This is a genomic window from Haladaptatus ordinarius, from assembly GCF_054177595.1.
The window spans coordinates 1-11,644 of the sequence record NZ_JBPEHH010000110.1; the positions used below are offsets into that span (position 1 = coordinate 1).

Annotated in this window: 17 protein-coding genes; 13 read left to right on the forward strand and 4 right to left on the reverse strand. The window is 61.0% G+C overall.

What is annotated here, in order from left to right:
* Nucleotides 1–302: 302 nt before the first annotated feature.
* The gene (locus ACR3FF_RS22810; protein WP_458190434.1) at nucleotides 303–944 is read right to left on the reverse strand and encodes a helix-turn-helix domain-containing protein; all 642 of its coding nucleotides are present in this window, start codon (nucleotides 942–944) and stop codon (nucleotides 303–305) included.
* A gap of 84 nt (nucleotides 945–1,028) precedes the next feature.
* On the opposite strand from ACR3FF_RS22810, the gene paaA reads away from it, so the two are divergent.
* The 6 genes from paaA to ACR3FF_RS22840 all read left to right on the forward strand — a co-directional run bounded on the left by paaA (nucleotide 1,029) and on the right by ACR3FF_RS22840 (nucleotide 4,151).
* Nucleotides 1,029–1,970 (forward strand): 1,2-phenylacetyl-CoA epoxidase subunit PaaA, encoded by a 942-nt coding sequence (paaA, locus tag ACR3FF_RS22815; RefSeq protein ID WP_458190435.1) that lies wholly within the window; start codon nucleotides 1,029–1,031, stop codon nucleotides 1,968–1,970.
* 1 nt (nucleotide 1,971) lies between these two features.
* Entirely contained in the window at nucleotides 1,972–2,292 is a 321-nt protein-coding gene (paaB, locus tag ACR3FF_RS22820) for a 1,2-phenylacetyl-CoA epoxidase subunit PaaB (protein WP_458190436.1), read from the forward strand.
* Nucleotides 2,292–3,137, forward strand: coding sequence for a 1,2-phenylacetyl-CoA epoxidase subunit PaaC (gene paaC / locus ACR3FF_RS22825; RefSeq protein WP_458190437.1), 846 nt, complete (start codon nucleotides 2,292–2,294; stop codon nucleotides 3,135–3,137). The genes paaB and paaC overlap by 1 nt, the downstream gene beginning before the upstream one ends.
* On the forward strand, nucleotides 3,130–3,588 hold the full coding sequence (paaD, locus tag ACR3FF_RS22830; RefSeq protein WP_458190438.1) for a 1,2-phenylacetyl-CoA epoxidase subunit PaaD: 459 nt from the start codon (nucleotides 3,130–3,132) through the stop codon (nucleotides 3,586–3,588). The genes paaC and paaD overlap by 8 nt, the downstream gene beginning before the upstream one ends.
* Nucleotides 3,585–3,752, forward strand: a complete 168-nt coding sequence (gene paaE / locus ACR3FF_RS22835; protein WP_458190439.1) for a 1,2-phenylacetyl-CoA epoxidase subunit PaaE — start codon at nucleotides 3,585–3,587, stop codon at nucleotides 3,750–3,752. Before paaD ends, paaE begins: the two co-directional genes overlap by 4 nt.
* A gap of 186 nt (nucleotides 3,753–3,938) precedes the next feature.
* Nucleotides 3,939–4,151 carry a DUF2196 domain-containing protein gene (locus ACR3FF_RS22840; protein ID WP_458190440.1) on the forward strand — a complete coding sequence of 71 codons (213 nt, stop codon included), beginning with the start codon at nucleotides 3,939–3,941 and terminating at the stop codon, nucleotides 4,149–4,151.
* On the opposite strand, the gene ACR3FF_RS22845 is transcribed toward ACR3FF_RS22840, so the two are convergent.
* Both ACR3FF_RS22845 and ACR3FF_RS22850 read right to left on the reverse strand, forming a co-directional pair.
* The gene (locus ACR3FF_RS22845; RefSeq protein ID WP_458190450.1) at nucleotides 4,152–4,541 is read right to left on the reverse strand and encodes a methylated-DNA--[protein]-cysteine S-methyltransferase; all 390 of its coding nucleotides are present in this window, start codon (nucleotides 4,539–4,541) and stop codon (nucleotides 4,152–4,154) included. It abuts the gene before it with no gap.
* A complete protein-coding gene (locus ACR3FF_RS22850) occupies nucleotides 4,541–5,311 on the reverse strand; it encodes a methyltransferase domain-containing protein (RefSeq protein ID WP_458190441.1) in 771 nt (256 codons plus the stop codon). Before ACR3FF_RS22850 ends, ACR3FF_RS22845 begins: the two co-directional genes overlap by 1 nt.
* Nucleotides 5,312–5,512: 201 nt before the next feature.
* Between ACR3FF_RS22850 and ACR3FF_RS22855 the strand changes: the two genes are divergently transcribed.
* The 7 genes from ACR3FF_RS22855 (at nucleotide 5,513) to ACR3FF_RS22885 (ending at nucleotide 10,785) form a co-directional block, all read left to right on the forward strand.
* A complete protein-coding gene (locus ACR3FF_RS22855; protein ID WP_458190442.1) occupies nucleotides 5,513–6,361 on the forward strand; it encodes an NOP5/NOP56 family protein in 849 nt (282 codons plus the stop codon).
* The gene (locus tag ACR3FF_RS22860; protein WP_458190443.1) at nucleotides 6,358–7,008 is read left to right on the forward strand and encodes a fibrillarin-like rRNA/tRNA 2'-O-methyltransferase; all 651 of its coding nucleotides are present in this window, start codon (nucleotides 6,358–6,360) and stop codon (nucleotides 7,006–7,008) included. The genes ACR3FF_RS22855 and ACR3FF_RS22860 overlap by 4 nt, the downstream gene beginning before the upstream one ends.
* Before the next feature lie 51 nt (nucleotides 7,009–7,059).
* Nucleotides 7,060–8,130, forward strand: coding sequence for a glutamate--cysteine ligase (locus ACR3FF_RS22865; RefSeq protein ID WP_458190444.1), 1,071 nt, complete (start codon nucleotides 7,060–7,062; stop codon nucleotides 8,128–8,130).
* Nucleotides 8,131–8,175: 45 nt separating this feature from the next.
* Complete coding sequence (locus tag ACR3FF_RS22870) at nucleotides 8,176–8,796, forward strand: winged helix-turn-helix transcriptional regulator (RefSeq protein WP_458190445.1); 621 nt, start codon at nucleotides 8,176–8,178, stop codon at nucleotides 8,794–8,796.
* Between the two features lie 81 nt (nucleotides 8,797–8,877).
* Nucleotides 8,878–10,278: an AAA family ATPase gene (locus tag ACR3FF_RS22875; RefSeq protein ID WP_458190446.1), complete on the forward strand. Its 1,401-nt coding sequence runs from the start codon at nucleotides 8,878–8,880 to the stop codon at nucleotides 10,276–10,278.
* Between the two features lie 79 nt (nucleotides 10,279–10,357).
* Complete coding sequence (locus ACR3FF_RS22880; protein ID WP_458190447.1) at nucleotides 10,358–10,600, forward strand: hypothetical protein; 243 nt, start codon at nucleotides 10,358–10,360, stop codon at nucleotides 10,598–10,600.
* Entirely contained in the window at nucleotides 10,597–10,785 is a 189-nt protein-coding gene (locus ACR3FF_RS22885) for a DUF7835 family putative zinc beta-ribbon protein (protein WP_458190448.1), read from the forward strand. The genes ACR3FF_RS22880 and ACR3FF_RS22885 overlap by 4 nt, the downstream gene beginning before the upstream one ends.
* On the opposite strand, the gene ACR3FF_RS22890 is transcribed toward ACR3FF_RS22885, so the two are convergent.
* The gene (locus ACR3FF_RS22890) at nucleotides 10,782–11,447 is read right to left on the reverse strand and encodes a helix-turn-helix domain-containing protein (protein WP_458190449.1); all 666 of its coding nucleotides are present in this window, start codon (nucleotides 11,445–11,447) and stop codon (nucleotides 10,782–10,784) included. The two genes, ACR3FF_RS22885 and ACR3FF_RS22890, sit on opposite strands and share 4 nt — an antisense overlap.
* Between the last annotated feature and the right edge of the window lie 197 nt (nucleotides 11,448–11,644).

The window sequence follows — 11,644 nt, forward strand, 5'->3', positions numbered from 1 at the left end:
ACCAAGCACAAAAGGTAACTCTGAATCCCTCTGTGGATAGGAGTAGCGGGCGTGTGGCACGTCCAGTAGTCAACCTGTTCCGTCGTGGAGAACACGACCCGAGTCGTGGACAGGGGACGGTCGTTGAACCAGCGAGCATCTGCGAACCGTAAATATCCCAACGCGGTACGGGAAGCCCCGCCGTTTACGCCGGGGAGGATGTCACTCGGGACGGTACGGCGAATGCGGACACGTCAGCGTAACAGCCGACCGTGTCGGATAAATACCTTTCGACGAGGGCTCTACGGGCTGAAAATATGACGTTACGCGAATACCTGCGAAAAAAACGACCGCTCCGCGCGATGGATTCGCTCCAGGAAAGCCGACTTGCTGATGCCGAGTTCGTCGGCCACTTCGCTCGCGGTGGTCTCGCGGGGAACGCCGAAGTACCCCATCTCGTGGGCGATTCGGAGGGCGCGTTCCTGTGCAGGCGTCACGTCCCACTGCTGTGCGACGACGTTCTCGTCCTCGGACCCGAGTTGATGGACGCGCTCCAATCGCATTCCGACGGTCTCACCTGCTTCCTCGAGAACGCCTTGTAGCACGTCGTGGCCCACGACCGCACCCGTAAACTTTCCCCGGCCGTCCTGATAGCGGAGCGACTCCGCCATGAATCCGACGTCCGTCAGTTCGCGGACGACGCAGGGATGTTTCGAGAGACATCTGAAATTCTGCCTGCCGTCCGTGGTCGAGACGTGGAGGTACCTGATTCGGTCGTCCGCGTCGAGGTACTCGGCGAGACCGTCGCTCCCCTCCGGGGCGCTGAATCGCAGGAGAGCGTACCCATCGTCTCGATGCTGTGGTGGCTGACAGTCGATTCGAACGCCGGTCGCCTGCGACGCCTCCGCGAGCGGACAGTCGTCCCCGGTGACGGTGAACTCCACGACGAGGCACTCGCCTATCATTCGAAGAAAGTACGCCGCACGGGTATTTAAATCCAGTCTATGAACGGGTCAACTCGTATGGGTCGGGACGCGTAATGATCGAACATGGACATCGAGACCGTCAAAGAGCGGGCCGGTCCTCGGGAATTCAATCCGAAGGACGACATGCCTGAGGAGTACCGGAAGGCCGCAACCCGCATGATTCAGTTCCACGCGAACTCGGAGATAATGGGTGCGTATCTGGAGCGCCCGTTCATCCGTCAAGCTCCGAGCCTCGACCGAAAACTCGCGTTCAGCGCGAAGGTGCAAGACGAAATCGGCCACGGTCAGTTGCTCTACCGGGCCGCCGAATCGCTCGGCATCAAGACGCGCGAACAGATGATGGACGAGTTAGAGAACGGCCAGGGCAAGTTCCTGAACTGCTTCCACTACGAGATGGACCACTGGTGGGAGACGCCGATGATCGCCTTCTTCGTCGACGGCGCGGCGATGCGCCGACAGGCGACCCTGAAACGCACGAGCTGGGAACCCTACGCACACGCGATGGACAAGGTCTGCTTCGAGGAGGGATTCCACGTCAAACACGGCGAGGACATCATGCGCGAACTCTCCATGGGGTCGAAGAAAGAACAGGAACTCCTCCAGGAGGCCTTCGAGAAGTGGTGGCCGCGCATCATCCAGTTCTTCGGGCCGACCGACGACAAGAGCACCCACCACGACTTCTCCGCGAATGTGGGGCTGAAGACGATGACGAACGACGAGTTGCGCACGGCCTTCCTCAACGCCTACATCCCGAAGGCGAAAAAGTACGGCCTGGAGATTCCGGACGAACCGCGAATCGAGCGCGACGAGGAGACGGGCACGTACACGGTGCGCGAAGACGATTTAGACTGGGACGAGTTCTTCAAGATCGCCAAAAACAGCTACGAACCCGGCGTCGGCCAGATAAACGGCCGCAAGAACGCACAGGACGCCGTCGGATGGGTTCGTGACGTACTGGACGACTGGGAATCGACGGGTTCGAACACGCCGGTGGCGGCTGATTAATATGATCTGGGAAGTATTCCGACAGGAGAAGAAAGGCGAGTATCACACCCACTGTGGAAACGTCCACGCGCCGGACCGCGACATGGCGCTCATGTTCGCCCAGATACAGCACGGGCGACGCAAACCGACGAACAGCATCTGGGTCGTACCGAAAGACGAAATCGGCGAGGTGAACGCCGACGAGACGGCCTTCGGTGGAACGACGGACAAATCCTACCGCTGGGTGATGGCGTACAACCGTATCGACTCCAGTTTCGCTCAGGAGATAGAAGACGCCGAAGCCGAACAGGAAGAAGCGGACCGCCAACGGAGTGAGGCGTGATGTCGGCACAACTCGCCGGACCCGACGAACTGAGCGGCGACGAGCGAGCGGCGGTCGAGGAACTGCTCTACTGCCTCGCGGACGACGAACTCGTCCTCGCGGAGCGCTACACCGAGTGGCAGGTTCGTGCGCCGACGCTGGAATCGGACCTCGCCATCTCGAACATCGCACAGGACGAACTCGGACACGCTCGCCTCTGGTACGACCTGTTGCAGGACTTCGGCTACTCCGAATCCGACCTCATCTTCGAGCGCGACCCGAGCGAGTTCCGCCACTCGACGCTCGTGGAACTGCCGTTCGAATCGGGCGGCTGGGCCGACGCCATCGTCCGTGGGTATTTCTACGACGTGGCGGAACAGCTGCGCCTCGAATCCCTCGAAGACACCTCGTATCCGCGCATCGCAGACCGCGTGGCGAAGATACTGAGCGAGGAGGACTATCACCGCGAACACGCCCAGAACTGGCTCGAACGACTCGCCAGCGACGACGAGGGACGAGAGCGCGTACAGGCGGCAGTCGACGAACTGTTCCCGTACGCGCTGACGCTGTTCGTCGGCGGCGAAGCCGACGAGCAGATAGACGACCTCGGAATACGCACCCGGTCGCTCGAAGCGATGCGCGACCAGTGGCTCGACGTCGTCGTTCCGTTCCTCGTGTCGCTCGACGTCGACGTGCCGGAAGAACTCCGCGACGGCGACCCGGACGAACTGCTCCCCGAACACCGCGGACGAGATGGGACCCACACCGACGACTGGTTCGCCCTCCACGACGAGATGACCCACTCGTACCGCGAACTCGGGCGAAGCGAAGCCCACCGAATCATGCCCGACCCCGACGATGAGTAATCAACCACAAGACATCGAATTAGACGCGACGCCGTGTGCGTACACCGACTACTCGAAGAGCGGACGTTCCCCCGACGAGGTGCCCGCCACGGGCGAGGGTGCGACCGGAATCGAAGCGCGCGTCTGGGACGCCCTCTACGACATCGAAGACCCCGAGATGCCCATCAGCATCGTCGACCTGGGGTTGATATACGGGGTGCAGTGTGAGACTCCTCCAGAGTCTCCTGAAGCCGGCGACGCCGCCGGAACGAAGGTGACTGTCGTCATGACCCTCACGTACACCGGCTGTCCGGCGCGGAAGATGCTGACCGAGGAGATAGAAGAAGACGTCGCGGCAGTCGACGGCGTCGAGAGCGCCGACCTCGAACTCGTCTGGAGTCCGCCGTGGACTATCGAGATGGTGACCGAACAGGGCAAAGACGACCTGCGGGAGTTCGGACTGAGCATATGAGACGTCTAGACCCCAGCGTGACGACGAGCGGCGAGGACTCGGGTGCGGAGTGTCCCTACTGCGGTTCGACGGACACCGAGCGCGAACACCCGAAAGGGCCGTCGCTCTGTCGGTCGATGCACTTCTGTAACGGCTGTTCACAGCCGTTCGAGAAGTTCGAATAGAGAACACTCGATTTTCGACGGAAGGGGGAGAGATGATGGCGCCGCAGTAACGTCTTTTGCCCCAATTGTTATAATCTTTTTGTAGCCGAATTAAACTTATTGGTACGTCATAACGTACCACAGACATCGAGAGACGGTAGCAACGGTGCCATCACGCTCTTTGGCTCGAACGCCGTAGTCCGTCGTATGTCCGCAAATCGACCGACGAGAGAGGAGTTGCGTCGAGGGATGACCGTCGAGATAGAGCAGATGAACGCTGAGAACGCAGATGACGCCCCTCCGCTTCGGGGTGATATCGCCAAGATACTCTCGGAAGGGGAAACCGACCCCGGTGGCGTGAAGGTTGAACTGGAGTCGGGTGTGACCGGACGAGTGACGCGCGTCGCCCCGGACGAGTAACTACCGCGATTCGAGGTCGAGCAGTCGTCTTTTGAGCGCCAGTCGGTCGTCTCCACCACCCGAATAGCCACCGAGGCCGTCCGCCGCGACGACGCGGTGGCAGGGGACGACGATGGGCACGGGGTTGCGCCCACAGGCCTGTCCAACGGCGATGGGAGCGGTGTCGAGCGCCTCGGCGACCTCGCCGTAGGTTCGCGTCTCACCGCGTGGAATCTCCGTCATCGCGGCCATGACCCGCCCGGTGAAGTCGTCGGGGAGCGTAACGTGGAGGTCGAACTCCCGTCGGTCGCCGTCGACGTACTCGCGTACCTGCTGGCGGATTTCCTCGGGCGAGGCGTCGAGAAACGACTCGTCCAGTTCGGACTGCCAGTCCCAGAGCGTGACGAACATCATCGTCTCCTGAGTACCGTGACGGGGCGGTGGAGCGTTCCCGGTTCGCACTCTTCGACCGGTTTCGAGAGGTCGAAGCTATCGAACCAGCCGACGTGTTCGAACTCGGATTCGTCGACGAGCATACGGAACTCTTGGGGGGCAAAGGACTTGATGGTGTACGCTTCGCGGAAGTGGCGCGTTCCGTCGGGCGTCTCGACCCCCGCCGTGACGGTCTGGCGAACCAGTTGCTCGGTCGTGTGTACTGGCTCGTGGTCGATACTGTAGCGTACTGTCGTCTGGCCCCGCGTCGTCTCCCACTCGTTCTGGGAGGTGCTGCCACCGGGGAAGTCGATCGAGCCGTCGATACAGTAGAGCGACCCCGGAGTCAGGCTGTCGACGACCGAATCGAGGTGTGAGCGAAGGTCGTCGTTCGAGTCGAGATAGAGCGACCCGAGCGCACAGAAGGCGAAATCGACCGGCTCTGGAAGATAGAAGTCGTCCATGTCCCGCCGGAGGAACGTCGCCTCGATGTCGTGCTCGCGCGCCTTCTCGACGGAGTGGGCAATCATCTCCGGCGAGTCGTCCAGACCAGTGAACTCGTACCCACGAGCGTCGAATTCGAGGAGGTACGGCGAGGGACCGCAGGCGACTTCGAGCACCGAGTCTGCCTCGCTGGTACCGTCGCCGAATCGGTCGAGACAGGATTCGAAGAAATCCACTTCGGCCGCCACGTCGCGAAAATCGAAGGCGATTTCGTAGTAGTCAGGATGCGCGTAGAGACCGGCCATACGGGTCAACTCGCGGGGTGGGTCTTAACGACTTTCATCGCCGTAAGAGCCATTAGTTGAGCGGTCTGGCGCGTTCGATTTTGGAAGCAGTGGTGCACATCGATTCGTCGGCAGTGACCGAGCCTCGCGTCGTTCGAAGCCGCTCGCGGTGTGCGTGACCGTAAACGTAGGTTTAAACGAGACGCCACACAACCCACGAGCATGACCGAATCGGACGCCGAGAAAGGGTGGTTCGAAGGCGTCGACCCGGACGACGCCGAGGCGGGCGCACGAGCCATCCGGGAGGGGAGCGCCGACGTCCCGGCGGACTGGCCCGAACGAGCCGTCGAAACCAGCTTCGCCGAGGACGAGTCTGACTACTACGCAAAGCTACGAGCGGCCAGCATCCGGGCGACGCACGATGCGGTCGGTGAGCGAGAGCGTGCAGACGACCGCCAACTCGTCCACGCCGTCAGAGCGATGGACGACTGCGAGTCGGAAGCGAACGAGCTCGCAGAACGGGTGGCAGAGTGGGCTGGAACCCGCTATCCCGACGCCGGAACCGGTATCGAGTACGCCAGAGAACTCGCCGGCGAAGAGCCGGAATCGCCGGTCGACGAACGCCTCGTCTCGCTCGCCGAACGCGTCACCGACCTCGCGGACGAGCGCGACGACCTCCGCTCGTTCGTGGAACGACAGGCTCCGGCAGTCGCTCCCAACCTCTCTGACCTCGCCGGGCCGGTACTCGCCGCCCGACTCGTCGCACTGGCGGGTGGGCTCGAATCGCTGGCGAAGATGCCCGGTGGGACGGTGCAGGTACTCGGTGCCGAGAACGCCCTGTTCGCTCATCTCCGAGGTCGAGCGTCCTCGCCGAAACACGGCGTCATCTACACCCACGACTACGTCCGTGGAACCGCACCGGACCAGCGCGGGTCGGCGGCACGCACGCTCTCCGGAAAGCTGGTCATCGCCGCCAGAGTCGACCACTACTCCGGCGAGCGCAAGCCCGAGTTGAAAGCGGAACTCGACCGTCGGATGGCGACGATTCGTTCTCGGGGTGACGACGAGTGAGCCGTTCCGACGAACGAACGGGCCTCCCCGATGGCGTCGAACGCCGCGAGTTCGACGGCGAGACGCGACTGGCGACGCGAGGGAACCCCGTCTACGGGGAACCGACCGACGGCGAGTGGCGGTGTTGGGACGCCCGGCGGTCCAAACTCGCCGCGATGTTGGAACACGGGATGGACACCGGACTGGAGGGCAACGAGAAGGTACTCTATCTCGGCGCGGCCAGTGGAACGACCGTGAGTCACGTTGCCGACTTCTCGGGTGCCACCTACGCCGTCGAGTTCGCGCCCCGGCCGACCCGCGACTTGCTCGACGTGGTCGAAGCACGTGAGAACCTCTTCCCACTCCTCAAAGACGCTCGCAAGCCAGCGAGTTACGCACACGTGGTCGAGTCGAACGTCGACGTCCTCGTTCAGGACGTGGCGACTCGTGGGCAGGCGCGCGTGGCGTGCGAGAACCGTCGGTTCCTCCACGACGGTGGCCGTCTCGTGCTCGCTATCAAAGCCCGGAGCGAGGACGTCGCGAGCGACCCCGAAGACGTGTTCGACCACGCACTGGAAACGCTCCGCGAGGGGTACGAGGCCCTCGAAACCCGCCGACTCGAACCGTTTCACGACGATCATCTCGCCGTTGTCGCAGTTCCCCGGTAGCGATGACCGTCTTCGGAAGTATTTACCTGCCGGGTGGCTAACTCCCGAAAAATGGATTTGGGTTCGGCCGAGAATTTCACGGAGCGGGGAACACTCGGCGTCGAAGAGGAGTTTTTCGTCGTCGACGAGCGAGGCCTTCCGACCGGAGCGACCGACGAACTCGTCTACGGTTCCGAGCCACCGGACATACTCGAAGACCGTCTAGACCACGAACTGTTCAAATGTGTCATCGAGACCCAGACGCCGAAATCTACCCTCTCGAACGTCGACGAGCACGTCCGTGCAGTCCGCGAAGCCCTGGTCGAACACGCGAGCCAACAGGGGTTCGGTATCGCGGCGGCGGGGCTCCATCCCGGGGCGAGGTGGCGTGAACTGGAACACGCCGAAAAGCCACGCTATCGGGCACAACTCGACCGTATCCAGTATCCACAGCACCGCAACACCACCGCAGGAATGCACGTCCACGTCGGCGTCGACGACGCAGACGCCGCGGTCTGGGTGGCAAACGAGATGCGGTGGTATCTCCCCGTCGTGCTCGCCCTTTCGGCGAACTCCCCGTACTGGAACGGCTACGACACCGGCTTGCAGTCCGCGCGCGCCAAGATATTCGAGGCACTCCCAAACACCGGGATGCCGACCGACTTCGACGACTTCGAGGAGTTCGCGCAGTTCGAGAAGATGATGGTCGAACAGGGGTCGATAAACGACCGCGGGGAACTCTGGTACGACGTACGGCCCCACTCGGAGCACGGAACCGTCGAAGTCAGAACGCCGGACGGACAGGCCGACCCGGAGTACGTGCTGGCGTTCGTAGAGTACACCCACGCGCTTGTCACCGACCTCTTGGAACGCTACGAGGACGGGGAGACAGGCCATCGTCACCGTCGAGAACTGCTGGACGAGAACAAGTGGCGCGCGATGCGCTACGGGCACGACGCATCGTTCATCGACCGTTCGCGTGACGGAGAGATATCACTCGGCGACGTCGTCCAACGCGAGTGTGACCGACTCGGCGTCGACGGAATTCAGGACATCTTCGACTGCGAAAGCGGCGCGGAACGCCAGCGGCGCATCCGAGACGAAGCCAGCTTCGACGCCCTCTGTCGATCACTCTTGCTGTAAGCAAGCTTTTTACCTGACACCGGCATTTGTCCTTCTGGGAACAACATGTCTGGGGACAACACCGACGACCGACCGACGGACACCGAACCGAGCGGAGACGAAGTACCGGTAGAGACGGAAACGACGGACGACGAGAACGACGAGAAACCGCTCTCTCGTGGGAGAAAGCGTCTCGAAGAGGAAGCCGACCGCGCAGTCGAAGGTTTCGACCAGGGTATCGTCGACCTGCTCTCGTGGGTGCTCGACACCGAAACGCGCGCCAGAATCTTCGTTTACCTTCGCAAGCATCCGGGGAGCACGAGCGAGGAGATAGCCGAAGGGACGGGCCTCTATCCGAGCACCGTTCGGGAGTCGCTCGCCGAACTCCACGAAGAAGAGTACGTCACGCGGGAAAAACGCGAGAGTGCCGGGGCAGGCAACAATCCCTACGAGTACACCGCTATCGCACCGAGCGAACTCGTCGGTGGAATCGTCGACCAGGTACAGAGCGAACTCAACACGGTGTTCAATCTCGACAGTCACTTGAACGACGAGGAATCGGAGGCGGAACCGGTCAGCATCCAGGTAGAAGATATCTCGGACGAAGATATCTCGGACGAAGACATCTCGGACGAAGACATCTTGGACGAAGACCAGGAGCACCGAGAAACGCGAGACGAAGAGTAACCTCCCGCTTACTTCGGGAAACGTTCGGTCGAAATGACGGTACTGCGCATGTTTTATATATCCCTTCTTGGATGGAACTGTGTGAGCGAATTCAGCAACGGTAACGAAACTATCACGCGCTCCGAAAACGGTATCACGGTCGAAAAGTCGTTCGACGGTGACGAGTTCGCCGTTCCGGCAGTTCGATTCGAACTTCGCTCCGACCGCGAGGAGGAGGTCACGGTTCGGATAACCGACCGCATCCCGGAGGATTTCCCGATGGACAACGTCGGTTTCCACCCCGACTACGAGAACGAAAACTGGACGGCGTACAAAGACCACCGCGTCCAGTTCGAGCGAACGCTCGACCCCAACGAGCAGTTGACGACGGTCTACGGAATTCGACTGTCGGACGGACAGGACGCGGAAGAGTTCTTGCTCGAACCCGAACTCGAGGAGGTCACGCCAGTCAGTTCCGACGTCGAGACGGAACAACCGATGGAAGAACACACCATCACCGACATCGTCTCCGAGGACAGCAGTCAGGTCGTCCGTGACGTCATCGCGGGTGACAGCCCACTGCCGGGACTGGACGACGAAGAAGTACGAAACCCGCTCGCCGACGCGTCCGACGGTTCGTTCGGAGACGAGGAACCCACCGAAACCGAAGACATCTCGGCAGCGTCCGGAGACGAGGAACCCACGATTCCGAACGACGACGTCGACGAGTCGGGTAGCGTTCTCGACCCACCGGCGGAGTCAGACGCCACGGAATCGACGGAACAGCCAGCCCCACCTCCACGGCCTGGAAGCGTCGCTGCCGCCCTCGCGGACGAGATTCGAGCGGGCGAGGTGGACGAAACGGACCTCCGTCTCATCCAGCAGGAACTCGACCTCGACACGCCCGAGAGCACGAACGTCCGCATCCGCCACCTCCAGTCGCGGGTGGACGACCTCTCGGCCTACACCGAAGCACTCGAGGAGTTCATCAACGACAACGGGACGGCCCAGTCCATCATCGCCGAATTCGAGACGGAGGTCGAAACGGTCCGTGACGAACTCGGTGACGTACACGCAGACATCGAGACCACGAAAGACGAGAGTGCACAGGCCCGTGCGCGGGTGGCCGACCTCGAAAACAACCTCACCGACCTCGAAACAGAACTCGACGAGTTGCGAGAGTTCGGCTCCGACCTCGACGTTCTCGAATCCCAACTGGACAACCTCGAAGACCTCGTGGCGGCGAACACCGAAGAGGCGAACGAACTGAACGACGAAATCGCTGAACTCCGAGACGACGTTGCAGACGTGCGGGAGGTCGAAGACGAACTCGAAACGCTCTCGGACGAGGTCTCCGACCTCTCGGAGTCGGTGTCGGCAACCGAAACGCGACTGGACGGGAAAATCGATACGCTACGCTCGGACGTGAAAGACGTAGAAAACGAACTGACCGAACTCCGCGAGTGGCGCGAACAACTCGGCTCGGTCTTCGGCGGTAACTAGCCCCTTTTTATCCCCTTGCTGTCGCAGGCACGAGGCATCTCCTTCCAGATACGCTCTGTTTCGATAGGGAGAAATCACTATGACGACACCACGTTCCGACTTCCAGTCGGAAGACGGCTGTGAGGAAGACGAACCTCCGGATGACGAGCGAGTGCACTACGGAGAGCCACAGCACGAGTTCGAGGACGAGACGGACCCGGACGAGAAGTTGTACGGAACGCCACAACACGAAACGAGTGAACCGCTGGACGATTTCGAGTTGTTGTTGCTCGAACGCACTGTGGACCCGCAAAATACCGGTTCAGAGGGGATCAAGCTATGAGTCTCTCTCCAGCGGAAGGGGTAGACGAACACTGCGAGCAGTGTTCACGGGAGACGGCACACCGCGTCGAAATCGAAATTCGAACCGAGAACGCTCAGACGAGCGCCTTTTCGCGTGAACCGTATCGGATTAGTACCTGTGTTTCGTGCGGTACGGAGACCAGTCGACGGATGAACGACGCTTAACTGGACCGACCGTCGCCCGGACTGACCGCGAGAGCGTTTTTCACGAGACTCCGGTGGCCGCGTCGAAGTCGCTCCGAAACCGCCTGGTGGGAGATATCCAAACTGCTTGCGAGGTCGTCCGCCGTCGACTCACGAGGAATGTCGTAGTATCCAGACTCCAGTGCCATCAACAGCGTCTCGTGTTGCTCTTCGGTCAAACCGAACAGTCCGTGTCGCGTGTCGCTCATCTCGTAGATGTTCCGGATGTCGAGAGAGAGACCGGAGTTCTGACAGAAGTCGTAGGTCGCGGACAGTGAGTCGCGAGTCGGGAACAAGATTCGGAGTCGCCAGCGGTCCTCTTTTCCGTGCAGATTCAGTATCGTCGCTTTCTCTTCGATGATGATGTGGATGACGACGCGAATCTGTTCGACCCAGTACATTCGGTAGAGGCGTTCGTCGCCCAGGTCTTCGAGGAGGGTCATCTCATTGACGCTCGGGTCGTTCTGGAGAACATCGTCCAGTTCCTCGAAATCGTCTGCGTACGCCCAGAGATATGGGAGCACCTGGTCGTCGTCGTGGGCAGCGACACGAACGACGTCGAATTCGGCCTCGGGAATCTCTCGGAGCGTTTCTCGAAGCGCAAATTCCTGTGCAGGTAGTTCGATTTCCGCAATAGTACTCATACGAACGCAGAAGGTGGCCTAAATAATACATCCTGTGGTTATCCCATTCACTGACCTCGAATCGACCGAAATCGTTTCTTCACGTTTCCGGGATGTAGAGCGTCTACAAACGAATATCGTCGGAATCAAACGCAATCTGAGGAGTAATCGGGGACGTTCTCTCGATCAATCGCTCGCTGGTTGGAAAAGGTGCCTCG